Genomic DNA, 22959 nt, shown 5'->3' on the forward strand with positions numbered 1-22959 from the left:
CCCCGCCAGCTTCCTCTTCGACCACCCCGGCGGGCCATCCCTCATGGTCCGCTGCATCGCGTGCCGATATCCTGTCGCGCTGCGATGCACCCGTGCGAACCGCCCTTCTCCGGCTCCGACCTCGAACTGGCCTTCGATCTGGCTCCCGTGGGCCTGTGCGTCTCGCGCGACCGGGTGATCCAGCGCTGCAACGAGGCCTTCGGCTCCATGTTCGGCTATGCGCCGCAGGAGCTGGCGGGGGCGTCGATGTCGGTGCTGTACCCCTCCGTCGAGGAGTTCCACCGCATCGGCGAGCGAGGGCTGCAGGTCATGCGCGACAGCGGCCGCTACGCCGACGAGCGGATCATGAAACACCGCGGCGGCCGCCTGTTCTGGTGTCATGTGGCGGGTCGCTCGCTGGATCGCGAAGACCCCTTCGGCTGCGCCGTGTGGATGTTCGAGGACATCTCCGAGCGGCGGCCCGTGATCGCGCCGCTCACCGTGCGCGAGCGCGAGATCGCTCAGTTGCTGGTCGAGGGCAAGACCACCAAGCAGATCGCGCGCATCCTGGGCATCAGCCCGCGCACCGTCGACGCCCACCGGGCACGCCTGATGCGCAAGCTCAAGGTCCGTACGCCCACCGAAATGGTCTCGCGGCTGGCGGGCATCTCCTGAGGCCCGGCGCCCGGCCGCCCGAAGCCGGGCCGACAACCCCTCGGGGGGTGGGGCGCAAGCCCCGGGGGCAAAGATAGGCCCGGCGCCCGGCCGCCCGAAGCCGGGCCGACAACCCCCTCGGGGGGTGGGGCGCAAGCCCCGGGGGCAAAGATAGGCCCGGCGCCCGGCCGCCCGAAGCCGGGCCGACAACCCCCTCGGGGGGTGGGGCGCAAGCCCCGGGGGCAAAGGCATACCGGCTGCGCGGCGCTCGCTACTGGGCCGTCCAGCCCCCATCGACCGGCAGCGTGATGCCGTTGATGTTGTGCGCCCACGGGCGGCACAGCATCGCGGCCACTTCGGCGATCTCGCTGGGACGCGAGGTGCGAAGGCTGGGCTGTTTCTCGCGCAGCAGGTCACGCACCGCCGCGTCGCGGTCGATGCCGAGTTGCACCGCGCGCGCGACGATCTGCGGTTCGATGATCGCCGTCTCGGTCCAGCCCGGTGCGATGCAGTTGGCGGTGACACCGCCGCTGTCGCGCGTGCCCGCGGCCGCGCACTCCAGCGCAGCCACACGCGTGAGGCCCACCAGCCCGAACTTGGCCGCCACATACGGAGCCTTGTGCATGGAGGCCACGAGCCCGTGCACCGAGGCGATGTTGACGACGCGCCCGTAGCCGCGCTCGAGCATGCCGGGCAGCGCGCGACGCATGGTGTGGAAGGCGGCCGTCAGGTTGATCGCGAGGATCGCGTCCCAGCGTTGCGGCGGCATCTCGACGATGGGTGCGGTGAACTGGATGCCGGCGTTGTTGACCAGCACGTCCAGCCCGCCGCGCCAGCCGAGCGCGCGGTCCATCAGGGCCTCGACGGCCGCGGGTGCGCGCAGGTCGTGGTCCAGGAACAGCACGTCCTCGGCGCCGGCGCACCGCAGCGCCGCCTCGGCCTCGGCGGCCTGCGCTTGCGTCGCCAGACCGTGCAGCACGATCGCCGCGCCCGCCCGTGCCAGGCGTTCGGCGATCGCCAGGCCAATGCCTTGCACCGACCCGGTGACCAGTGCGGTGCGCCCCTTGAGGAAGGTGTCGTCCATGGGTGTCCTCCGGCGTCAGCGCGCCGCGTCCGGTCCAGCCTGCAGCCGCGCGCGCAGCTCGGTCTTCAGCACCTTGCCGTAGTGGTTCTTCGGCAAGGCCTCGACGAAGACGTACTCCTTGGGCCGCTTGAAGCGGGCGATGTGCTCGACGCACAGCGCGTCCAGCGCATCGGCGTGCAGCGACGCGCCGGTGCGCGGCACGACGAAGGCCACCACCACCTCGCCCCACTGCGCATCGCGCCGGCCGACGACGGAAACCTCCGCCACGTCCGGGTGCCGCAGCAGCACCTCCTCGACCTCGCGCGGGTAGATGTTGGAGCCGCCGCTGATGATCACGTCCTTCGAGCGGTCACGCAGCGTGAGGAAGCCGTCTTCGTCGAGGCTGCCCATGTCGCCGGTGTAGAGCCACCCGTCGCGGATCGTGCGCGCGGTGGCCTCGGGGTCGCACCAGTAGCCGGCCATCACGGTGTCGCCGCGCACCACGACCTCGCCGGTTTCGCCAGCGGGCAGGTCGCGCCCGGCCTCGTCGGCGACGCGCACTTCCACCGCCGTCTGCGCCACACCCACGGAGCCCAGGCGCTGCAAGTAGCGCGGATGGCTGGTGTCCATCAGGTGCCGGCGCGCGAGCGCGGTGATGGTCATCGGGCTCTCGCCCTGGCCGTAGATCTGCACGAAGCGCGGGCCCATCACCTTCAGCGCGCGCTGGATGTCCTCGAGGTACATCGGCCCGCCGCCATAGACCACCGTCTTCAAGCCGTCGCCCTCCTCGCCTTGCGCGGCAGCCTGCTCGACCAGCCGGCGCACCATGGTGGGCGCCGCGAACATCGACACGTCGCGGTGGTGCCGTGCCAGCGCGAGGATCTCGGCCGGATCGAAGCCGCGGCTGTCGGGCACCACGTGGCGCGCCGCGGCGGCCACGTGCGGCAGCCCGTACAGCCCGGCGCCATGCGACATCGGCGCCGCATACAGCACCGCGTCCTGCGGCTGCGCCGAGTCCACGTCGGCGAAGTAGCACAGCGTCATCGCCATCAGGTTTCGGTGCGTGATCATCACGCCCTTGGGACGGCCGGTCGTACCCGAGGTGTAGAACAGCCAGGCCAGCTCCTCGGGCGCGCGGTGCAGCGGTCCCGGCAGCGGCTCGGCCTGCAACAGCCGCTCATAGTCGGGCCGCTCGATGCACACGATCTCCTTCAGAGACGGCAACGCCTTGCACTGCCCCTCCAGGCCCGCGGCGATGTCCTCCGTCGTGAACACCAGCGACGCGCCGCTGTGCGAGAGGATGTACTGCGCCTCGCGCGGATGCAGCTTGGGGTTGATCGGCACGACCGCCAACCCCGCCCACCAGCAGCCGAAAAGGATCTCCAGCACGGCCGGGTGGTTGGTGGCGAAGATGCCGACGCGCTCGCCGGGCGCCAAGCGCCATCGGCCCTGCAGCGCACCGGCCAACGAGGCCGCGCGCCGTGCGAGCGCAGGGTAGCTGTGCAGCGCGTGCGTGCCCAGAAAGACCGCCGGCCGGTCCCCCGCCGTGCCGGCGGCACGCACCAAAAGGTGGGCGAGGTTCATGCGCGCCGCACCTCCCGCAGGGCGTGGCACGAGAAGGCGTGCCGGCCGCGCACGTCGAACGCCCCCGGCAACGCCGCGTCCGGGCGCCGGCATGCGCGCGGGCCGACAGCCGGTTGCCGGGGCCCCTTGGCCCGGGCCGACGCCCCGCGGCCGCCCCCACGCCCGGAGCTTTCGTGCAGGAAAGAGGTCGTCACATCGAACTCCGCAGTGATTCCTGCCCGCAGCGTAGAGGGTGAGCTCTGGGGACGGCAAGCCGCAGGATTACCTCAGGGTTTGCCCGAGACGCGCCGGCGCACGCGCCCGTCGGCGTTCACCGCGGCACCGCGAGGCCGGCCTCGCGCTCAGGGCCGGCCGTTCACCACGGCCCGGGGGCTGGCTGCCTCGGTCGCGGGGCGTGGCCCGACCAGGTCGCGCAGCGACGACAGTGCCAGCACCAGGAAGGCCACCGCGCAGGCTCGATAAGTCCAACGCGCCCATTGCGCTCCGACACGGCGGAACAGGCGGTCGACCAGCGCGGCGCAAATGAAGGCCCACAGCACGGACGAGGCCATGAAGCCTGCGAAGAACACCCCGTAGTCGCCCGCGGTCGGTTGGTGGATGCCCACGGCGCCCATCGCGCTGCCCACGGCAGCCCAATAGGCCACGTTCTGGGGGTTGGTCACCGACAGGAGGATGCCGGCGCGCAATGCCTTGCGGGAGGCCACCATCGGCGCTCCCTGCACATTGAACTCGTGGCTCGCGGCCTTCCAGGCATCCCACGCGAGCCACACGAGGTACGCGACGCCCGCCACGCCGACCGGGGCTCGCAGCGCGGGGTTTTGGAGCAGGAGTCCGACACCGGCAAGCCCCAGCACCGCCCACAAGGCATCGCCCACGAGCGAGCCGATCTGCACCGCGAACGCGGGCCGGAAGCCGCCACGCGCCCCTTGGCGCACCGTCTCGGCGAAGACCGCTCCCGGCGCGGCATTGAAGACGAAACCAAGCACGAGCGCGGCGGCGAACAACGTCAGCACGAACAACCCCTCACGACCGATCTGCGCCCATTGTCCGACACCCAGACGGTCCGCCAGACGGTCCGACACCCAGACGGCTCGCCTTCCGGGGGCCCCGGTGCACCACGAGCCCGCGACAGCCCACCGGGGCTGCCGTCACGGTCATCGCGCCGCCGTCGTGCGCCGCTGAGCGACGTGCTTTATCGTTGGCGTCCCGACCTTCTTCTTCGCACCGCAATGAGAATCCTCCACACGATGCTGCGCGTCGGCGATCTGCAGCGCTCGATCGACTTCTACACCCAGGTGATGGGCATGAAGCTGCTGCGCACGACCGACCGCCCCGAGCAGCAATACTCCCTCGCCTTCGTCGGCTATGGCACCAATCCCGAGCACGCCGAGATCGAACTCACCTACAACTACGGCGTCGACCGCTACGACCTCGGCACGGCCTACGGTCACATCGCGATCGAGGTGCCCGACGCCTACGCGGCATGCGAGCGCATCCGTGCGGCGGGCGGCACGATCACCCGCGAGCCGGGGCCCGTCAAGGGGGGCACGACGGTGATCGCCTTCGTGACCGACCCCGACGGCTACAAGATCGAGCTCATCGAGCGCAAACCGGCGGGATGATCCCGCCGCGCAGGACGGCCCTTCTGCCTTCTGCTCTGTTCAGCCGCGGCGCAGCGCCGCTGCCTGCTGTGCGAGGCGCGTGATGCGGGGCCAGTCCCCCTCGCGCACCGCATCCGCCGGGGTGAGCCACGAGCCGCCGCAGACCTTCACGTTCGGCAGTGCAAGGAATTGCGGTGCCGTCTCGAGGGTGATGCCGCCGGTGGGGCAGAAGTACACGTCGGGAAACGGACCGGCCAGGGCCTTGAGCATCGGCACGCCCCCCGCGGCCGTGGCCGGGAAGAACTTCAGGAAGTGGTAGCCATCGGCGTTGGCGGTCATCACCTCGCTGGCCGTGGACACCCCAGGCAAGAGCGCGAGCCCGAGGTCTTGGCAGGCACGTCCGATCTCGGGCGTGTAGCCCGGACTGACCGCGAAACGGCAGCCCGCGTCCTTGGCGGATTGCGCATCCAAGCCGGTACGCACCGTGCCGGCGCCCACGATGGCCTCGGGCACCGCCTTGGCGATCGCCTCGATGCATTGCAGCGCCACCGGCGTGCGCAGCGTCACTTCCAGCACACGCACGCCGCCGGCGACCAAGGCCTCGGCGAGCGGCACCGCGTCCTGCAGCCGGTCGATGACGATGACGGGGATCACAGGGCCGTGGGAGGCCAGCTCGAGGGTGCTCATCACAAGGTCCTTCCTCACGACCAGGTTCACAACCAGGTGCAGGCGCCTTCCTCGGCGCTGGTGACGTTGCGGCGCATGCCGCCGAAGAGCTCGCGTCCGAGCATGTGGGCACAGTCTTGGGCCTGCTCCGCGCTGCGCTCGGCCACCGGCCGCGCCACCCACTCCACCTCGGGCACGAGTGCATCGAGCGTGCCTTTCACCGCGTCGAGGCGGATGAGGTCCCCGTCACGCAGCTTGGCCAGCGCACCGCCCGCCAGCGCCTCGGGGCTCACGTGGATCGCAGCCGGCACCTTGCCCGAAGCCCCGCTCATGCGCCCGTCGGTGACCAGCGCCACGCGGTATCCCTTGCCTTGCAGCACTGCGAGCGGCGGGGTGAGCTTGTGCAGTTCGGGCATGCCATTGGCCCGCGGGCCCTGGAAGCGCACGACCGCGACGAAGTCCCGCTCCAACTGCCCGTCGTTGAACGCCTGCTGCAACGCCTCCTGGCTGTCGAACACCAGCGCCGGCGCCTCGATGATGTGCCTGTCCGGCGGCACGGCCGAGACCTTGATGACCGCCCGGCCGAGGTTGCCCTGCAGGACCTTGAGGCCCCCCGTGGGACTGAACGGCGCCGCCACCCCGCGCACGATGCCCTCGTCGCCGCTGGCCTCGGGCAGGTCCTGCCAGCGCAGCGCGCCTTCCTGCAGCACCGGCACGCGGGTGTAGGCCCGCAAGCCCTCTAGCGCCACGGTCAGCACGTCGGCATGCAGCAGCCCGCCGTCCAGCAGCTCCCGCAGCACGAAGCCCGGCCCACCGGCGGCCTGGAACTGGTTCACGTCGGCGCTGCCGTTGGGGTACACGCGCGCCAGCAGCGGCACCACGGCCGACAGCTCCGAGAAGTCGTCCCAGTCGATCACGAGGCCGGCCGCACGAGCCACCGCCACCCAGTGGATGAGGTGGTTGGTCGAGCCGCCGGTGGCCAGAAGCGCGACCATCGCATTGACGATGCTGCGCTCATCCACCAAGTGGCCGATCGGCGTAAAGCGCTTGCCCTTGATGTTGGCCAGCACGGTGCGCACCGCCTCGCGGGTGAGCGCCTCGCGCAACTCGGTGTGGGGCGGGATGAAAGCGGCCCCGGGCACGTGCAAGCCCATCGCCTCCATCAGCATCTGGTTGCTGTTGGCCGTGCCGTAGAAAGTGCAGGTGCCGGGGCCATGGTAGGCCTTCGATTCGGCCTCCAGCAATTGCTCGCGCCCCACCAGCCCCTGCGCATACAACTCGCGCACCTGGGCCTTCTCGCTGTTGGACAGGCCGGTGCTCATCGGACCTGCGGGCACGAACACACAGGGCAGGTGGCCGAAGTGCAAGGCGCCGATGAGCAGACCGGGCACGATCTTGTCGCAGATGCCCAGCAGCAGCGCCGCATCGAACACGTCGTGCGTCAGCGCGACCGCGGTGGCCATCGCGATGGTGTCGCGCGAAAAGAGGCTCAGCTCCATGCCCGGCAGGCCTTGCGTGACACCGTCGCACATCGCGGGCACGCCCCCGGCCACCTGCGCCGTTGCGCCCAGGCGTGCCGCCTCGTCCTTGATGACCTGCGGATAGCCCGCGTACGGATGGTGCGCCGAGAGCATGTCGTTGTAGGCGGTGACGATGCCGATGTTGGGCGCCCGCTCGGAGAGGACTTTGACTTTGAGCGGCGGCGGCAGGGCCGCGAAGGCATGTGCCACGTTGGCACACCCCATCCGGTCGGCACCTCGCGGGCGGTCCGCCGCGCGGGCGACGCGAAGCAGGTAGGCGCCGCGCGTCGCCTCGCTGCGACGCCGGATGCGCTCGGTGACTCTGGCGATGACGGGATTCATCGGCACGTCTGGCTGTTGATGCTGGAGATGCTGCTTGTAACCATGGCTCCGATTATTAGGTAACCTAGTTACATGGTCAAATCGAAACAATGTCCTGACCATCCATGACTTCGCACGACCGCCACGCGCGCCCCGGGCCGGTCTCGCACCCGACGTTGCTCGATGTGCACCCGCTCGCGCTGCGCGATCCCCAACTGCTGCTGGAGCAAACCTTGCGCCAGTGGGACGGGGGCGACCTCTGGGTCTTCGGCTATGCCTCGCTCATCTGGAACCCCGAGGTCGAACACATCGAGCGACGCATGGCGCGTGTGCTCGGCTACCACCGCGCGTTGCGGATGTGGTCGCGCATCAACCGGGGCACGCCGGAGGTGCCGGGCCTGGTGTTCGCATTGATGCCGGGCGGCTCGTGCCAGGGGGTCGTCTTTCGCGTGCCGGCCCCCCTCGCCCGCCGGGAGCTCGACCGCCTGTGGCAGCGTGAGATGCCCACCGGCGTGTACGACCCGCGCTGGTTGCCGTGCCGAACGCATCAAGGGCTGGTGCGCGCCCTTGGATTCACGCTCAGCCGCACCAGCCCGAACTACACGGGAGAACTGCCCGAGCCCCGCCTGCTGGAGATCCTGCGCAGCGCCAAGGGGCGTTACGGCACCACGCTCGAGTACGTGCACCGCACGCAGGAGAGCCTGCTCTCACACGGCATCCGCGACCGGCGCGTGGAGGCCGTGCTCATGCTCGCCCGACGGCACGGCCTGCTCGGCTGAGGCCCGCCACGGCCGCATCGGCTCCCTACCGCGCCGTTCCCGCGCCACCGCCCTCGCCGTGCAGAGCTTGCAGCGCCGCGAGATCGTCCGGTGTGTCGAGGTCCAACAGCACGCCGGGATCGCCGACATTGACTGCCGCGGCGGGATAGCGCGCCACGATGCGGGACGCGCCGGTGTCGCCCGTCAGCCGCGCGAGCTCCGAGTAGAGTTCGCTCGCGAATGCCACAGGGTGGCCTCGCCGCCCACCGTGCTGCGCAAAGGCGACGGGATGCTCGGCGAGCGCCGCAGCCACTGCACGCAAGGTGGACGGCTGCACGAGCGGCATGTCTCCGGGCATCACCAGCCAGCCGGGAGCCTGGCCACTGGCCCGCACGCCAGCCGCGATCGAGTAGCCCATGCCCCACTCGGACTCGTCGTCCGGCAACGCCACCCGCACGACGTGGTCGGGCGGCACCCATTGAAGCATGTGAGGTTCCAACTCCGCAGTCGTCACGACGCGCACGGGCAAGCCGCTCAGGATCGCGTTCGTGAGCGTAGTGCCGATGACGCTCGAAGTACCGAACTCCTGCGTCAGCTTGTGTCCCTGCCCATGGAACCGCGAACCGGCGCCGGCAGCTAGAACGATCACCACGGGAGAGGAGTCCATCACGATCATTGTTCCTGCGTACGATGCGCCTGCACGGGCCCGGCGCGCAGTCATGATGGAACCGCAGACGGGGCCCCTCATGAAGTGGTATCTCTCCCTACGGAGTTGCCCGGCCTGTCAGCCCGCACAGGCCGAGCAGGCGCGCTGCCTATACTGCCCGTCATGGACAAGAAGCTCGCCGATCTCCGAAAGAGTTATGAACGCGCCGAATTGGACGAGCATGCAGCGGACCCGAACCCGCGTGTGCAGTTCGAGCGTTGGCTGAGCGAGGCGATCCGCGCGCAGATTCCCGAGCCGAATGCGATGACGGTCGCCACCGTCGGACCGGATCTGCGCCCCTCGACCCGCGTGGTGCTGATCAAAGGCTGCGACGACCGCGGCATCGTCTGGTACACGAACTACGAAAGCCGCAAGGGACGCGAGCTCGCGCATAACCCGTATGCCGCGTTGCAGTTCCATTGGGTCGAGCTGGAACGGGTGGTGCGCATCGAGGGCAAGGTCGAAAAAACGAGCGACGCCGAATCCGACGAATACTTCCATTCGCGCCCGCTCGATTCCCGCATCGGAGCGTGGGCCTCGCCCCAGAGCCGGCCCATCGCCTCGCGCGCCGTGCTCGTCGCCAACGCAGCGCGCTATGCGGCCCAGTTCGGCCTCAACCCGCCACGGCCGCCGCATTGGGGCGGCTTTCGCCTGACGCCCGACCGCTGGGAGTTCTGGCAAGGGCGCAAGTCGCGCCTGCACGACCGTCTGTGCTACCGCCTCGTGGACGGCCACTGGGTGCGCGAGCGTCTGGCACCCTGAGCAGCCCCGTCTCGCCCTGCGTGGCGGCCCGGCCCCGTTCCAGGCCGGGCCTTCACTTCATTCGGTCGCGAGCGTCTCGTCCAGGGCGTGCAAAAAGCGCTTCACGTCGATCGGCTTGGTCCAGTAGGCTTCGAAGCCTGCGGCCAATGCACGATCCACGTCCTCCTGCATCGCGTTGGCCGACAGCGCAATGCATCGCAGGTACGCGGTGGAAGGGTCCGCACGCAGTCGCCTGAGCACCTCCTCGCCGGTGATGTCGGGCAACTGCATGTCGATGAGTGCCAGATCGGGCTGCAGGCTGCGCGCCATCTCCACTCCTTCGGCACCGCTGGTGGCCACGGACAGTTGCACACCGGGGCGCAGACGCACCAGCTCTTCCACCAGCAGCACGTTGACCGGGTTGTCCTCGACATAGAGCAGGTGTGAGGCGCGCGGGCGCACGGAGGGCACCTCGTGCGCAGCCGGTGACGTCCACGACGCGCCGCGCTGGCCGTCCTCGCCCGCGGGCAGCCAGAGCCTGAACTCGCTGCCCTCCCCCGGCCGGCTGCGCACCTTGATGAGGCCGCCCATGTGCTGCGCGAGCTGCTGCGCAATCGCGAGCCCGATGCCCGTGCCCTCGATGCCCTCGCGCTCCCTGCCCAACCGGTTGAAGGGCTCGAAGAGGCGCTTGAGCTGCTCCTCGCTCATCCCGATGCCGGTGTCGCGCACCTCGATCCACGCCCAGGGGGGCCGGGACTGCCCGCTCACGGTGACCTCCCCTCCCGGGCGGTTGTACTTCACGGCGTTCGACAGCAGGTTCATGAGGATCTGACGCAGCCGCAGCCGATCGGCCACCACCCAGCCCTGCAGGGGGCCGAGGTGGACCGCGATGTCTGCACGCCGTGCGATCGGGGCGACGAGTTCCACCGCGTCCACCACTGCGTCCTGCAGCGCGATCACGCGGGCTTCGAGTTGCACCGCGCCCGATTCGATGCGCGCCAGGTCCAGCACGTCGTCGATCAGCGCGAGCAGATGGCGCCCCGCGGCGACGATATGGTCCACCCGCGTGCGTTGCGGCCCCGACAGCGGCTCTTCCTGGTCGGCCTGCAACACCTGCGCAAACCCGAGGACGGCATTGAGCGGCGTGCGCAGTTCATGACTCATGCGCGCGAGGAACTCGGACTTCGCGCGGCTCGACTGCTCGGCCGCCTCCTTCTCGCGTCGGATCTGCTCGGCCTGCTTGACTTCGGTGATGTCCCAGTTCACTCCCAGCATGCGCACCGGCCGCCCGCTGGCGTCCCGCAAGATGCGGGCGCGACTGGCCAGCCAGTGGACAGAGCCATCGGGCCACACCACCCGGAACTCGTGACCCACCACATCGCAGCCCCGGTCCTGCCACGCCTCGCGGTAGGTCCGCAGCATCGGCTCCACATCGTCCGGATGCACGCAGGCGATGCGCAACTCGTTGGCAGGCCGGGGTTCGTCTCGGCGCAGACCGCGCAAGCGGTACATCTGGGCGTCCCAGTACGAGACGTCGTGCACCAGATCGCGCTCCCACGTGCCCATGCCCACGCCCTGTGCGGCGAGGGCAATGCGATGCCGGGCCTCGCGCAATTCGGCCTCGGTGCGTTCGCGGTCGGTCAGGTCCAGCGCGACGCCGATGATCGCCACGCAACGGCCGTCTGCGTCACGCTCGGCCACGCGGCGCGTGAGCACCTGTCGCGTGCTGCCATCGGGCTGCAGGTAGCGCAGCATCGCGTCGACCGGAGCGTCCGCGCGCAAGGCGCGCTCGCTCGCCTGCCGTGCCACCGGCCGGTCGTCGGGATGCAGGTGCGCGTAGATCTCCTCGATGTGCAGCGGGCGCGCGTGCTGCAATCCCAGCAGGCGCGCGCCTTCGTCGTTGAAGTGCGTGATGCCGCTCGCCCAGTCCTGGTGCCAGATCACGAGCCCGACCAGCTCCGCGGCCATCGCCAGATGCGTCGAGATCGACTCCATGCGCCGCCCGATCTCGTAGCTGTCGGTGTCGTCCATCATCACACCCACCACGCGAGCCGGCCGGCCGGAGGCGTCCGCCTTGACCATCCACTGCGAATGGATGCGCTTCAGGCTGCCGTCGGGTTGCACCACGCGGTAGTGCACGTCGTAGCGGCCCTCCGCCTCCAGACTCCGATACCACAGGCGCCGCAGCCGCTCCTGGTCCTCCGGGTGCACGCGCTCGTTCGCCTCCTGGAACGAGGGGGCCCCCTCACGCACCGGCATGCCGAAGAACCGGAACACATGGGCGTCCCAGAAGCCGCCGCCGGATCTCAGGTCGCGGCCCCAGACGCCCAGACGCCCGAACTCCTGGGCCACTTCCAGCCGCTCGGCCAGGATCTCGGCACGGCGCTCGGCCCGGTGCTGTGCCTGGAGGGGCAACCAGCGCGCAAGCCAGCAGCGTTCGTGCACGGGGGTGCCACCGGCAGGGGCAGCCCCCTCGGCCGCAGGCCAGGGTGACAGGGCGAACTCGCCCTCCGATGGATCGAGGCGCCCGCAGGCCAGCGAGGGCAGCCAAGTCGCCCGCACCGGTGCGACGCCCTCGCCTCGCCTCAACGCCTCGCGCACCCGTGTCTGCAGCGGCTCGCCCAGGCGCGACAACCATGCCTCGTGCGAGCCGCCACCGAAGCAGGACTCCCAGGCCCGGTTCGCATAGAGCCGCTCGCCCTGGGCGTCCCATACCGCCATCGGCTCGGCCGCAAGGTCGAGCAGGGCGTGCGCCCATCCAGGGGCGGCCGGAAGAGAAGGGAGGGGCATGGGGACCGGTCGGGGCTGCGTCCCGCGCAGTGTGCCATCCTCTTCCGGCCCGCCCAAGACCCGGGCAACGGGGCAGGCGCGTCTTCGACCGGCTGCGAGCCGCGCGCGGCCCGGGGGCCCGAGGCGCCCCCCTTGTGTCAGAAGCTCGCCCTCAAGCCCACCTGCAGAGCCCGGCCCGGCAGCGGCGCCAACTCACGCACGGTGCGGATCGAAGCGGCGTTGTAGGCGAGCCGGTTCGTGAGGTTGCGCGCCTGCACGAACCAAGTCCAATGGCTGGCGCCCGCCTGCACCCGGTAGCGGGCGTGCAGGTGCAGCAGCGTGTAGGACGGCGTCGGCACGTCGTCGCCCGGCACGCGAGACTGGCGGGCCGCATGCTGGACCTCGGCACCGGCCTGCCAGGCCCCGCGGGCGGCCTGCGCTCCCAGGGTCAACCGGGCAGGCGAGATGCGGGGCAGCGGCTCGCCAGTGTCCGCATTGGACGCCCGCACCCAGTCCAGACGCGCCTCCAGCTCGATGCGGGCGGGCCGCGCGGCCACCCGACGGCGCGCCTCGAGCTCGACGCCGTGGAAGCGCGCCCTCACCCCGCGGAACGCGTACACGGGGTACGAGGCGACCTCCCCGTCCTCCCCCGGCTCCTCCACCACCTCCTTGGTGCCCTCCAGCGCGATGAAGCGAGAAAAGCGGCTGGCGAAAGCGCTCGCCTTGAGCGAGTTCGAGTCCTCCTTCCACTGTGCGCTCAGCTCCAGGTGCGTGCCGCGCTCCTTGCGCTGAGCCGGGTCCCCGCGCTCGTACGCGCCCGTCGCCACGTGAACGCCCCGGGCGTAGAGCTCGTAGAACGTCGGCGCACGCTCGGTGTACGACAGGCTGCCGCCCAGCCGCCACCCGCCGGCGAGCTCTGAACTCAGCCCGAGCGACGCACTGCCGAGCCCGAAGCGCCGCTCGGACGCGGCTCCGAAGCGCATCTCCTCCCCGGGCGCGTCGCCGTCCGAGCCGACGCGCACCTGCTCGCGGCGCACGCCGGCGGACCACCGCAGCGCACCTGTGGTCCATTCCTCGAGCACGAACACCGCGCTCGAGCGCGTGCGCGTGCTCGGCACGAAGGCCTCTTCGCCCAGCGCGGCAAAGTCCGAGCGCTCGACCTGGAGTCCCACCACGCCCTGGGCGCCCCCCAGGGCCGCCCAGGGGCGGTGCACGAGTTCCAACCGACCGTCCGCGCCTTGGCTGCGGAAACGGGTGCCGACCTCCTCGCCCTCCACCTCATCGTGGCGGTAGTCGGTGTGGTTCAACTGCATACGGACCGCGCGCCACCAGCCCCCTTGCGGCCGCCACTCGCCCGCCAGGGCGTGCCGCTCGCGCCGCATGCGGATCGCGACCTCGGGCTCCACCACCACGCCGTAGTCGTTGCGGTACGCATCCACCGAAGCCCCGAGGTAGCCGCGGTCGAAGGTGAGCGCGGCACCGAGCGCTCCCCCGCGCGCATCGGACTGAGAGTTCTCGATGCGCCGCGTCGCCGCGCCCGCCGCACCGTCCGGCGTGCGGGGCACGAAGCGCGGCACCCGCAAGTCCTCCGTCTCGCGCGAGAACGCGTCGGCATGGACCGCGATCCGCCCATCGCCCGCTTCGACCAGGGCCGAACCGCCCCGCTCCGAGGCGCCCCCGCCCGCTCTCAGCTCCGCCGAGCCCGTCACACCGCTCACAGGCGCTCGCGGGATGCGGTTGTCCAGCGCGTTCACCACCCCGCCCACGGCACTGCCGCCATACATCAGCGCAGCCGGCCCTCGCAGCACCTCCACCCGGTCCACCACCAACGGGTCCAGGGGCACGGCGTGATCGAAGCTGAGGCTGGACGCGTCCACCGACGCGCCCGAGTTCTGCAAGACCCGGAGCCGGTCGCCATCCAGCCCGCGGATCACCGGCCGGCTCGCGTTCGGCCCGAAGTAGCTGGACGACACGCCCGGCAGGCCGTCGAGCGTCTCGCCGAGCGTCGCGCCCCGACGGCGCGCCAACGCGTCGCCCTCGAGAGCGACCACCGGGGCAGCGGGCTCTGCTTGGCCCAGGGGGTTGCCGGTGACGACGACCGTGGGCAGCGCCTGCTCGGCCTGAGCCGCGACCGGCGAGACCGCACAGGCCAAGGCGCACGCCCACCCGACGGGCGAGCGCGCGAGCCCCCGTGCTGCCCCGCTGGAAGGGGGGAAGGACCACAGGTGGAAAGAAGCGACGGGGCCGCGCACGCGGGGCCGGCCCTCGGAGTGGAAAGCGTTCATGAGCAAGATCCTGAGCATCGGAAGGACCGTGCGCCGCGCAGCCGACGGCCGAGGCGCGGCGCGGGCCGGGCCGGTCGCGGTCGATCGGCCGGCCGGGCCGGTGCGGTCCGCATGAAAGACGGGCACCCCTCGACCGTGCCGCTCGCGGCGGCCCGGACGCAGGGCGCAACAGGAACGATCAGCTCAGGAAGGCCGGCGGCGCTCGTGCGTCGAAAGCGCGTGCGGGCGCGCCTCGGCGGCAGGGGCACGGCCGGGCCCGCGGCACGGAAGGGGCCGGCGACTCGACCACGAGGGCCACCGCGACATGCGCGGCGTCGGCGCACGTGGCGTGGTCGAACACCAGGCAGGCACGCTCGTCGGCATGGTCGCCAAACCAGGAAGCCCAGCGCGAGACCTCGCGCACGGGAGCCGAGGCCGCGGCGTGCTCCGCGCCCGCAGCAGGCACATGTGCCGCGCGATGCAGCACCCCCAGCCATTGCGCAGCCACGAGCGCAAGGGCCAGCCACCAGCCCCATGCCGGGGCCGCCGCACGCCGTCTGCCGATGATCCCGCGCCCTGCCCGTCCTGCCATACGGGCGGCGATTCTAGGGGCCCGGACTCACCCCTTGCGTAACTTGCTCGAAAAGGTCTTCATGAACTTCTCGACCTTCGGGGCCACCACGTAGGAGCAATAGCCCTGGTGGGGGTGCTTGGCGAAATAGTTCTGGTGATAGTCCTCGGCCGGCCAGTACTGCCGCAGCGGCTCCACTTCCGTCACCACCCGGCCGGCCACCGCGCCGCTCGTCGCGAGCGACGCGATCACTTCGCGCGCCACGTCGGCCTGGCGCGGGTCCACCCAGTAGATGCCGGAGCGGTACTGCGGCCCCACGTCGTTGCCCTGACGGTTCAGCGTGGTCGGGTCGTGGATCACGAAGAAGATCTCCAGCAGCTCGCGCAGCGCGATGCGGGCGGGGTCGAACACCACCTTGACCACCTCCGCATGACCGGTGTCGCCCCTGCACACTTCCTCGTAGGTGGGTCGCTCGACGTGGCCGTTCGCGTACCCCGACTCGACGTCCAGCACGCCTTCGACCCTGTCGTAGACCGCCTCCAGGCACCAGAAACAACCGCCTGCGAGGTAGATGGTTTCGCGCTGCGCGCCGTCGGTCGGGGTCATCGTCGTGCTCCAGCCAGAAGCGCTCGGGTTCGAGGCACCGTCCGAGGACTCGAAGGCACCGTCCAGGGAGGCACCGTCCAGGGACTCGATTCCAGCATAGCAGTCGAGGTCGAGGTCCGCGCGGCTGCGCCCCGCTCCACTCAGGGCGCGCCGGCGGCGTGCTCGTCGCGTAAGCTGCGGGCTTTTCGTCGGAAGAGCTGACATCCGCCCATGCCTGAGTTCCTTTCCGCCTACAAGCCCCTGCTGACTGCCCTGGTCTTGCCGCCCGCTTCGCTGATCCTGCTCGTGCTCGTCGGCGCGCGACTCATCCTGCCCCGCCGGGTGCTGGGGTTCACGCTCGTCCTCGCCGCCTGCCTCGGCTTGTGGCTCACCTCGACGAGCGGCTTCGCCCGCGTCTTGCAGCAATTCGTGCTGCGCACGCCGCCCGCATGGACGCAGGCCGACATCGAGGCGTTGCGCAAGGAAGTGAAGGCGCAGCCTCGCGGCCGCACCGAGTTGGCGATCATCGTGCTCGGCGGCGGCATGAAGCCGCGCGCCCCCGAGTACGGGGTCTCCGACCTCACCCCCGCCTCGCACCAGCGGCTGCGCTACGGGGTGTGGCTGGCGCGTGCCACGGGTGCACCGCTGGGGTTCAGCGGGGGGTTGGGATGGTCCCAGCTGGACGGCGAGACCCCCGAGGCACGCATCGCCGAGCGGCTCGCCCAGGAGGAGTTCGGCCTGCGCCTGCGCTGGGTGGAGGACTTGTCGCGCGACACGCATGAGAACGCCGCCCGCACCGCCGCCCTCCTGCGCAGCGCCGGGGTGCGCAAGGTGATCATCGTCACGCACGCGTGGCACATGCCGAGGGCACTGCGCTCCTTCCGTGAAGTCCTCGGCAACGACATGCAGGTGGTGGGCGCCCCCATGGGCTTCCACGTCCGCCGCACCGCGCCGGCGCTGGAGTGGCTGCCGAGCAGCGAAGGGCTGTACGAGAACCGCGTCGTGCTGCGCGAGCTGCTGGCCTGGCTGGTCGGTGCCTGACCCCCTGGGGGGTGGGGCGCACGCCCCGGGGGCGCACGAATAGGGCCAAGGCCGGCCCCAGGGTCAGGGCCGGCCCCGCTTTGCCGTTCGTCGAGACAGACGGCCCAATAGAAACCCCTCCGGCTCGAAGGCGCGGAGGGGGGCGGTGGCCCAGACCACCTGGCGAGGCTCTGGAAGACTCGTTCCGGGGCCCCTTCGTGCGCAGCGACTGCGCCTCGATGATGCCCGCAATTCACATACAGGCGCAGTAACGATACTGCCAGTCTTCCGGTACGGTCAATCGCGCTTTCCAATGACGCAGGCGGCGCTCATTGGCCGCTGGTCCCGCCCAGGATCTGCTCGTACAGCGCGTCCATGCGCTGGCGCACATCGGGGTCCATCTCGATCACACGCCCCCACTCGCGCTCCGTCTCGCCCGGCCACTTGTGGGTCGCGTCCAGGCCCATCTTCCCGCCCAGGCCGGAAACAGGCGATGCGAAGTCAAGATAGTCGATGGGCGTGTGATCGACCAGCGTCGTGTCACGCACGGGGTCCATGCGCGTCGTGATGGCCCAGATCACGTCCTGCCAGTTGCGGATGTCCACGTCATCGTCGGTGACGACGATGAACTTGGTGTACATGAACTGCCGCAGGAAGCTCCACACGCCGAACATCAACCGCTTCGCGTGGCCCGGGTACGACTTGCGCATGCTCACGATCGCCATGCGGTAGCTGCACCCTTCGGGCGGCAGATAGAAGTCGACGATCTCGGGGAACTGCTTCTGCAGGATCGGCACGAACACCTCGTTGAGCGCCACCCCGAGCACTGCCGGCTCGTCCGGCGGTTTGCCGGTGTAAGTGCTGTGATAGATGGGGGCGCGCCGCGTCGTGATGCGCGAGATCTCGAACACCGGAAACCACTCCCGCTCGTTGTAGTACCCGGTGTGATCGCCATACGGGCCCTCCAGCGCATGCAGGTAGCCGCCCCTCTCCTTCAGCGGCACCCCGGCCGGCGAGACGCCTTCGTACCCCGCCGGGGCCGGCGGGATGTGGCCCTCGAGCACGATCTCGGCCGTGGCCGGCACCTGCAGCTTCCATTCGCCCTCGCCCACCGCGCTGTCCACCACCTCGGTGCGGCTGCCGCGCAGCAGACCGGCGAACTGGTACTCCGAAAGCGTGTCCGGCACCGGCGTCACCGCGCCGAGCGTGGTGGCTGGATCGGCCCCCAAGGCCACGGCAATCGGGAACGGCTGCCCCGGCCGCGCGAGTGCGAACTCGCGGAAGTCGAGCGCCCCGCCTCGGTGAGCCAACCACCGCATGATGACCTGCTGCGGCCCGATGACCTGCTGCCGGTAGATGCCCAGGTTCTGACGGCGCCGCGCCTGGGGCACGCCTTGCGGCCCCCGTGTGACGACCAGCCCCCAGGTGATGAGAGGCGCGGCATCGCCCGGCCAACAGTGCTGGATGGGCAGTCGGCCGAGGTCGACCTCGCTGCCCTCCCACACCACTTCCTGGCATGGTGCCGTGCGTACCACCGCAGGCTTCATGTCCCACAGGGCCTTGGCCATCTGCACCAGTTGCCCCGCGTCCTTCAGCCCGCGCGGCGGCTGCGGCTCCTTCAGCGTGGCGAGCAGGCGGCCGATGTCGCGCAGTTCACCCACGCCCGCCGCCCCCATCGCGCGCGCCACCCGCCGGGTGGAGCCGAACAGATTCGCCAACACCGGCATCCGGTGCCCCGCCGGCTGCTCGAACAGCAGCGCCGGGCCGTCGGCCTTGAGCACCCTGTCGGCCAACGCCGTCATCTCCAGATGGGGCGAGACCGGCTGACGCACGCGGCACAAATCCCCGTCTCGCTCCAGTCCGTGAAGAAACGCACGCAGATCCGCGTACTTCATATCGATTCCAGCATAAAGCACAAAAACCTTATTCTTGACCCGTTATTTGACCGGTCCCTAGAATCCGCCCGTCCCGCAGTTAGGGGATTACCCGCACCGCCTGTTCGGTGCGACGCTGCCACCGCAGCTCATCTGTCGCGCGCAGTTTCGCTCGGGCACCGCTTGTTGCAGTGCCGGCGTGGCGCGCGGCGCATTATCGCCGTCGCCCCGTCCCCCGCCCCCGCCTCGGCGGGCCTCGCGGAGCGCGGCAGGAAAGGAGTGACATGACAGCGTTCGAATCCTTGTGCCGCTCGCTCGAGAGCGTGCGCAATGCGACCGTCGCCTCGGTCACGGTGTTCGTCAAAGACGTCGGCCAGGGTCTGCTGGAAATCAGCCACAACGGCCTGGCGATGATCGGTCTGGCCGTCATCGCCGCAGGGGCCTTCGGGCTCGCCCAACCCGAGCTGCGCCACGAACTCGAAACACGTACCCTCGGCTGGCTGCAGGCCCGTCACGAGGCCCGGCTGGAGCAATCCTCCGACGGACTGCTCACGCTGCTGGCCGAGCCGGCCGCGATCCAGCGGGCCACGGCGGCCGACCCCCGCGAGCTGTCGAAGCAGCAGGCGGCCGTCGCCACGTGGCTGGCCCGACGCTACCGCGTCGCCCCGGAGCCCGTCGCGCGCCTCGTGCAGGAGGCCTGGAACGTGGGGCAGCGGGCGGGCGTGGATCCGACCCTCATCCTCGCCATCATGGCGATCGAGTCCGGATTCAACCCGTTCGCTCAGAGCTCCGTGGGGGCGCAGGGGCTGATGCAGGTGATGACGCGGGTGCACGACGACAAGTACGAGCCCTTCGGCGGCGTGCATGCGGCCTTCGATCCGATCGCCAACCTTCGCGTCGGCGTGCAGGTGCTCAAAGAGTGCATCGCCCGCGCCGGCAGCCTCGAAGGCGGCCTGCGCTACTACGTCGGTGCGGCCAATCTGGACACCGACGGCGGGTACGTCGGCAAGGTCCTGTCCGAGCAGACCTACCTCAAGCGGGTGGCTGCCGGGCAGAAGGTGCCGATCTTCGCGCCCCAACTGCTGCAAGCCGCTCAACCGGCCGCTCCCGAAGCCGCCGCCTCCGCGGTCCCCGCCGTCGACGCCGGCCCGACGAAGAACGTCGAGCGCGTCGCCTGGGCCCAATGACCGGCTGCCGGCCGGGCCCCCAGGCGCATCCGCTACACTAACCGTTGCCGCACAACTGGCGATAAGGCCCCGGCCGCGCAGCCGGCGAGCCCGAGGTGGTGCACCACCGGGAAGTGCGGTCGGCCCCGGTTCGGTCCGGGCCCGCTCCGCCGTTCGCCTGGGCAGCCCTTTCGATCTCGCGCGCCCGCTGCGGCGCCGCCGAGTTGAGGGACATCTAGCACCGAAGAGGACTGCCGGACATGTTTGACCGCACCGTTTCCACCATCGCCAACGTCGATCCCGAACTCTGGGCCGCCATCCAGCAGGAAAACCAGCGCCAGGAAGAGCACATCGAGCTGATCGCGTCCGAGAACTACGCCTCCCCGGCCGTGATGGCGGCGCAGGGCTCGCAGCTGACCAACAAGTACGCCGAGGGCTACCCCGGCAAACGCTACTACGGCGGCTGCGAGTACGTGGACATCGTCGAACAACTGGCGATCGACCGTCTGAAGGCCCTGTTCGGTGCGGAGCACGCCAACGTGCAGCCCAACTCGGGCTCCCAGGCCAACCAAGGCGTGTTCTTCGCGCTGCTGCAGCCCGGCGACACCATCATGGGCATGAGCCTGGCCGAAGGCGGCCACCTCACCCACGGCATGCCGCTCAACATGTCGGGCAAGTGGTTCAAGGTCGTGAGCTACGGTCTCAACGACAAGGAAGAGATCGACTACGACGCGATGGAGCGGCTGGCGCACGAGCACAAGCCCAAGCTCATCATCGCCGGTGCGTCGGCCTACAGCCTGCGCATCGATTTCGAACGCTTCGCCCGCGTCGCCAAGGCCGTGGGCGCGTACTTCATGGTGGACATGGCCCACTACGCGGGGCTGATCGCCGGCGGCGTCTACCCCAACCCGGTGCCGTTCGCCGACGTCGTGACCTCCACCACGCACAAGAGCCTGCGCGGCCCGCGCGGCGGCATCATCCTCATGAAGGACCATGTCGCCAAGCAGATCAACAGCGCGATCTTCCCCGGCATCCAGGGCGGCCCGCTGATGCATGTCATCGCCGCCAAGGCCGTCGCCTTCAAGGAGGCGCTGACCCCCGAGTTCAAGGCCTACCAGCAGCAGGTCGTGAAGAACGCCCAGGCGCTGGCCGAAACGCTGGTCAGCCGCGGCTTGCGCATCGTCAGTGGCCGCACCGAGAGCCACGTGATGCTCGTGGACCTGCGCGCCAAGGGCATCACCGGCAAGGAGGCCGAGGCGGTGCTGGGCCAGGCGCACATCACCTGCAACAAGAACGCGATCCCCAACGACCCGGAAAAGCCCATGGTCACGAGCGGCATCCGGCTCGGCTCACCGGCCATGACCACCCGCGGCTTCAAGGAGGCCGAGGCCGTGCAGACCGCGCACCTCATCGCCGACGTGCTCGACCACCCGCGCGACGAGGCCACGATCGCCCGCGTGCGCGCCCAGGTCCACGAGCTGACCCGGCGCTTCCCGGTCTACGGCTGACCGCCCGCCCTCGCCCGTCATGCGCTGCCCCTTCTGCGGCAACGAAGAGACCCAGGTCGTCGAGACCCGGGAATCGGACGAGGGCGACGTCATCCGCCGCAGGCGACGCTGCGTCGCCTGCGACAAGCGCTTCACCACCTACGAACGCGCCGACATCGAGTTCCCGTCCATCGTCAAGAAGGACGGCCGGCGCACCGACTACGACCGCGCCAAGCTGCGCGCCTCGATGAACCTGGCCCTGCGCAAGCGCCCGGTCAGCGCGGAGGCCGTCGACCTCGCCGTCGCCCGCATCGAGAACTCGCTGCTCCACAGCGGCGAGCGCGAAGTCACCAGCACCTTCGTCGGCGAGCTCGTCATGCGCGAACTCAAGCGCCTCGACAAGGTCGCCTACATCCGCTTCGCCTCCGTCTACCGCAGCTTCGACGACGTGAGCGAGTTCATGGAAGCGGTGAGAGAAACGTCACGCAAACGACGTTGAGCATCTCGCGCGACTGACCGCCCATCACGCCGATCGGCCCACTCATCGACTGGCCCGGCACCGCTTTCAACCGACTTGGTACTGTCCGCTCGCGGCTTCGATGCCGCTTGCCGGCCGTCCCCAACCAGCAGCACCAGTCGATCCCCATGAGCTGGCTCACCCGTCGTCGATCTCCGTCACCACCTGCACGCGGCATGCGCGGCCTCACGCTCGTGGAGCTCATGGTCGTCCTCGCCGTGCTGGCGGTCGTTGCCGCTGTGGCCGCTCCGAGCTTCGTCGAGACGATCCGCGGCAACCGGCTCACGGCCCAAGTCAACGAGATGGTGGGCGCGCTGCAGACGGCGCGTGCCGAGGCCATCCGGCGCAACGCAGCCGTCCAATACTGCGTCCGGCCGGCCGAGAATCGCTGGACGGTCTCGATCAAGGGCGGCGCCGAGCTTCGACGGGGAGACCTCGCCCCCGGCGTGCAGGTGGCGGCCCACTGTGTCGACTTCCGCGCGGACGGCATTGCTTATGACCCGGGCACGGGTGCCGTGCTCACCGACAGCACCCCCGCGGGCAGACGGCAGGTGACCTTGGAAGGGACGAGCCTGAGCCGCTTCATCTACGTCAACGTGGCATCGGTCTATGTGGGCAAGCAATAGATCCCCCCATTCAAGAGCCGGCCGGGCCCAGCGAGGTGCGGGCTTGGTCGAAGTCCTCGTCGCCGTCCTCGTGCTGTCCATCGGGATTCTCGGTATCGCGGGGCTGCAGGCACGCGCGCTCAAGAACAACCAAGCGGCCTTCGACCGCAGCCAGGCCGTGATGCTGAGCTACTTCATGCTCGACGCGATGCGCGTCAATGCCGAACAAGCCAAGGCAGGCGCATACGACCTGAGCAAGACCTGCACGGCGCTCAACGATGGCTCGACCCTGATCTCGAACGACCAGGAAGCGTGGATCCAGGCCTTGAAAGCCGAACTCGGCGACCGCGTCTCCACCTGCGGAGAGATCACCTGCGACTCCGCGTCTTGCACCGTGCGTGTCTATTGGGAAGACCGCAACCTCGAGGGCGACGAACGGTTCCAGATGATCGAGACGACCACCCGCCTATGAACCCCCTCACGCCCTCTCCATTCCGCGGGTCCCGCC

General features: G+C 70.1%; 21 protein-coding genes and 1 riboswitch. Of the genes, 10 read left to right on the plus strand and 11 right to left on the minus strand.

Annotated features, from left to right (window positions below):
- The first annotated feature begins 84 nt into the window (after positions 1-84).
- A complete protein-coding gene (locus OMP39_RS10275) occupies positions 85-654 on the plus strand; it encodes a PAS and helix-turn-helix domain-containing protein (protein WP_264891632.1) in 570 nt (189 codons plus the stop codon).
- 250 nt (positions 655-904) lie between these two features.
- Here the strand turns inward: OMP39_RS10275 and OMP39_RS10280 are convergent, their stop codons facing one another.
- The 3 genes from OMP39_RS10280 to OMP39_RS10290 form a co-directional block, all read right to left on the minus strand.
- Entirely contained in the window at positions 905-1717 is an 813-nt protein-coding gene (locus OMP39_RS10280; protein WP_264891633.1) for a 3-hydroxybutyrate dehydrogenase, read from the minus strand.
- 15 nt (positions 1718-1732) lie between these two features.
- Positions 1733-3280 carry a class I adenylate-forming enzyme family protein gene (locus OMP39_RS10285; RefSeq protein WP_264891634.1) on the minus strand — a complete coding sequence of 516 codons (1548 nt, stop codon included), beginning with the start codon at positions 3278-3280 and terminating at the stop codon, positions 1733-1735.
- Positions 3281-3621: 341 nt separating this feature from the next.
- Positions 3622-4362 carry a LysE family translocator gene (locus OMP39_RS10290; protein ID WP_264891635.1) on the minus strand — a complete coding sequence of 247 codons (741 nt, stop codon included), beginning with the start codon at positions 4360-4362 and terminating at the stop codon, positions 3622-3624.
- Between the two features lie 147 nt (positions 4363-4509).
- Here OMP39_RS10290 and gloA point away from each other — a divergent pair, with 147 nt between their 5' ends.
- Entirely contained in the window at positions 4510-4902 is a 393-nt protein-coding gene (gene gloA / locus OMP39_RS10295) for a lactoylglutathione lyase (RefSeq protein WP_264891636.1), read from the plus strand.
- Positions 4903-4941: 39 nt separating this feature from the next.
- On the opposite strand, the gene OMP39_RS10300 is transcribed toward gloA, so the two are convergent.
- Both OMP39_RS10300 and edd read right to left on the minus strand, forming a co-directional pair.
- On the minus strand, positions 4942-5568 hold the full coding sequence (locus OMP39_RS10300) for a bifunctional 4-hydroxy-2-oxoglutarate aldolase/2-dehydro-3-deoxy-phosphogluconate aldolase (protein WP_264891637.1): 627 nt from the start codon (positions 5566-5568) through the stop codon (positions 4942-4944).
- A gap of 26 nt (positions 5569-5594) precedes the next feature.
- Entirely contained in the window at positions 5595-7409 is a 1815-nt protein-coding gene (gene edd / locus OMP39_RS10305; RefSeq protein ID WP_264891638.1) for a phosphogluconate dehydratase, read from the minus strand.
- 104 nt (positions 7410-7513) lie between these two features.
- Here edd and OMP39_RS10310 point away from each other — a divergent pair, with 104 nt between their 5' ends.
- A complete protein-coding gene (locus OMP39_RS10310) occupies positions 7514-8167 on the plus strand; it encodes a gamma-glutamylcyclotransferase (RefSeq protein WP_264891639.1) in 654 nt (217 codons plus the stop codon).
- A gap of 25 nt (positions 8168-8192) precedes the next feature.
- On the opposite strand, the gene OMP39_RS10315 is transcribed toward OMP39_RS10310, so the two are convergent.
- The gene (locus tag OMP39_RS10315; protein ID WP_264891640.1) at positions 8193-8813 is read right to left on the minus strand and encodes a nucleotidyltransferase family protein; all 621 of its coding nucleotides are present in this window, start codon (positions 8811-8813) and stop codon (positions 8193-8195) included.
- 162 nt (positions 8814-8975) lie between these two features.
- Between OMP39_RS10315 and pdxH the strand changes: the two genes are divergently transcribed.
- Positions 8976-9614, plus strand: a complete 639-nt coding sequence (pdxH, locus tag OMP39_RS10320; RefSeq protein WP_264891641.1) for a pyridoxamine 5'-phosphate oxidase — start codon at positions 8976-8978, stop codon at positions 9612-9614.
- A 57-nt stretch (positions 9615-9671) separates the two neighbouring features.
- Here pdxH and OMP39_RS10325 read toward each other — a convergent pair whose 3' ends face one another.
- From OMP39_RS10325 to msrA, 4 genes are all read right to left on the minus strand, one after another.
- Positions 9672-12383 (minus strand): hybrid sensor histidine kinase/response regulator, encoded by a 2712-nt coding sequence (locus tag OMP39_RS10325; protein WP_264891642.1) that lies wholly within the window; start codon positions 12381-12383, stop codon positions 9672-9674.
- 137 nt (positions 12384-12520) lie between these two features.
- The gene (locus tag OMP39_RS10330; protein ID WP_264891643.1) at positions 12521-14647 is read right to left on the minus strand and encodes a TonB-dependent receptor; all 2127 of its coding nucleotides are present in this window, start codon (positions 14645-14647) and stop codon (positions 12521-12523) included.
- A gap of 178 nt (positions 14648-14825) precedes the next feature.
- Positions 14826-15218, minus strand: a complete 393-nt coding sequence (locus OMP39_RS10335) for a hypothetical protein (protein ID WP_264891644.1) — start codon at positions 15216-15218, stop codon at positions 14826-14828.
- A 27-nt stretch (positions 15219-15245) separates the two neighbouring features.
- Positions 15246-15803, minus strand: a complete 558-nt coding sequence (gene msrA / locus OMP39_RS10340) for a peptide-methionine (S)-S-oxide reductase MsrA (protein ID WP_264891645.1) — start codon at positions 15801-15803, stop codon at positions 15246-15248.
- Positions 15804-16013: 210 nt separating this feature from the next.
- Between msrA and OMP39_RS10345 the strand changes: the two genes are divergently transcribed.
- Complete coding sequence (locus tag OMP39_RS10345) at positions 16014-16823, plus strand: YdcF family protein (RefSeq protein ID WP_264891646.1); 810 nt, start codon at positions 16014-16016, stop codon at positions 16821-16823.
- Between the two features lie 308 nt (positions 16824-17131).
- Here OMP39_RS10345 and OMP39_RS10350 read toward each other — a convergent pair whose 3' ends face one another.
- Positions 17132-18697: a UbiD family decarboxylase gene (locus tag OMP39_RS10350; RefSeq protein WP_264891647.1), complete on the minus strand. Its 1566-nt coding sequence runs from the start codon at positions 18695-18697 to the stop codon at positions 17132-17134.
- Between the two features lie 263 nt (positions 18698-18960).
- Between OMP39_RS10350 and OMP39_RS10355 the strand changes: the two genes are divergently transcribed.
- The 5 genes from OMP39_RS10355 (at position 18961) to pilV (ending at position 22923) form a co-directional block, all read left to right on the plus strand.
- Positions 18961-19863 carry a lytic transglycosylase domain-containing protein gene (locus tag OMP39_RS10355; RefSeq protein WP_264891648.1) on the plus strand — a complete coding sequence of 301 codons (903 nt, stop codon included), beginning with the start codon at positions 18961-18963 and terminating at the stop codon, positions 19861-19863.
- Positions 19864-19930: 67 nt separating this feature from the next.
- A riboswitch (ZMP/ZTP riboswitch) is annotated at positions 19931-20033 on the plus strand.
- A gap of 69 nt (positions 20034-20102) precedes the next feature.
- Entirely contained in the window at positions 20103-21350 is a 1248-nt protein-coding gene (gene glyA / locus OMP39_RS10360) for a serine hydroxymethyltransferase (protein WP_264891649.1), read from the plus strand.
- A 19-nt stretch (positions 21351-21369) separates the two neighbouring features.
- Positions 21370-21828: a transcriptional regulator NrdR gene (nrdR, locus tag OMP39_RS10365; protein WP_264891650.1), complete on the plus strand. Its 459-nt coding sequence runs from the start codon at positions 21370-21372 to the stop codon at positions 21826-21828.
- A gap of 146 nt (positions 21829-21974) precedes the next feature.
- Positions 21975-22472 carry a GspH/FimT family pseudopilin gene (locus OMP39_RS10370; RefSeq protein ID WP_264891651.1) on the plus strand — a complete coding sequence of 166 codons (498 nt, stop codon included), beginning with the start codon at positions 21975-21977 and terminating at the stop codon, positions 22470-22472.
- 43 nt (positions 22473-22515) lie between these two features.
- On the plus strand, positions 22516-22923 hold the full coding sequence (pilV, locus tag OMP39_RS10375) for a type IV pilus modification protein PilV (RefSeq protein ID WP_425340626.1): 408 nt from the start codon (positions 22516-22518) through the stop codon (positions 22921-22923).
- The last annotated feature ends 36 nt before the right edge of the window (positions 22924-22959 follow it).

The sequence above is a fragment of the Schlegelella aquatica genome (genome assembly GCF_026013905.1).
GTDB classification, from domain to species: Bacteria; Pseudomonadota; Gammaproteobacteria; order Burkholderiales; family Burkholderiaceae_C; genus Caldimonas; species Caldimonas aquatica.

Coding starts and splice junctions, on each gene's coding strand:
- OMP39_RS10310 (WP_264891639.1), top strand. CDS start 7,514: ATGACTTCGCACGACCGCCACGCGCGCCCCGGGCCGGTCTCGCACCCG.
- OMP39_RS10330 (WP_264891643.1), bottom strand. CDS start 14,647: ATGAACGCTTTCCACTCCGAGGGCCGGCCCCGCGTGCGCGGCCCCGTC.
- OMP39_RS10325 (WP_264891642.1), bottom strand. CDS start 12,383: ATGCCCCTCCCTTCTCTTCCGGCCGCCCCTGGATGGGCGCACGCCCTG.
- OMP39_RS10315 (WP_264891640.1), bottom strand. CDS start 8,813: ATGGACTCCTCTCCCGTGGTGATCGTTCTAGCTGCCGGCGCCGGTTCG.
- OMP39_RS10280 (WP_264891633.1), bottom strand. CDS start 1,717: ATGGACGACACCTTCCTCAAGGGGCGCACCGCACTGGTCACCGGGTCG.
- OMP39_RS10285 (WP_264891634.1), bottom strand. CDS start 3,280: ATGAACCTCGCCCACCTTTTGGTGCGTGCCGCCGGCACGGCGGGGGAC.
- edd (WP_264891638.1), bottom strand. CDS start 7,409: ATGAATCCCGTCATCGCCAGAGTCACCGAGCGCATCCGGCGTCGCAGC.
- OMP39_RS10275 (WP_264891632.1), top strand. CDS start 85: ATGCACCCGTGCGAACCGCCCTTCTCCGGCTCCGACCTCGAACTGGCC.
- nrdR (WP_264891650.1), top strand. CDS start 21,370: ATGCGCTGCCCCTTCTGCGGCAACGAAGAGACCCAGGTCGTCGAGACC.
- OMP39_RS10350 (WP_264891647.1), bottom strand. CDS start 18,697: ATGAAGTACGCGGATCTGCGTGCGTTTCTTCACGGACTGGAGCGAGAC.
- OMP39_RS10335 (WP_264891644.1), bottom strand. CDS start 15,218: ATGGCAGGACGGGCAGGGCGCGGGATCATCGGCAGACGGCGTGCGGCG.
- OMP39_RS10300 (WP_264891637.1), bottom strand. CDS start 5,568: ATGAGCACCCTCGAGCTGGCCTCCCACGGCCCTGTGATCCCCGTCATC.
- OMP39_RS10345 (WP_264891646.1), top strand. CDS start 16,014: ATGCCTGAGTTCCTTTCCGCCTACAAGCCCCTGCTGACTGCCCTGGTC.
- OMP39_RS10370 (WP_264891651.1), top strand. CDS start 21,975: ATGAGCTGGCTCACCCGTCGTCGATCTCCGTCACCACCTGCACGCGGC.
- msrA (WP_264891645.1), bottom strand. CDS start 15,803: ATGACCCCGACCGACGGCGCGCAGCGCGAAACCATCTACCTCGCAGGC.
- OMP39_RS10355 (WP_264891648.1), top strand. CDS start 18,961: ATGACAGCGTTCGAATCCTTGTGCCGCTCGCTCGAGAGCGTGCGCAAT.
- pdxH (WP_264891641.1), top strand. CDS start 8,976: ATGGACAAGAAGCTCGCCGATCTCCGAAAGAGTTATGAACGCGCCGAA.
- gloA (WP_264891636.1), top strand. CDS start 4,510: ATGAGAATCCTCCACACGATGCTGCGCGTCGGCGATCTGCAGCGCTCG.
- glyA (WP_264891649.1), top strand. CDS start 20,103: ATGTTTGACCGCACCGTTTCCACCATCGCCAACGTCGATCCCGAACTC.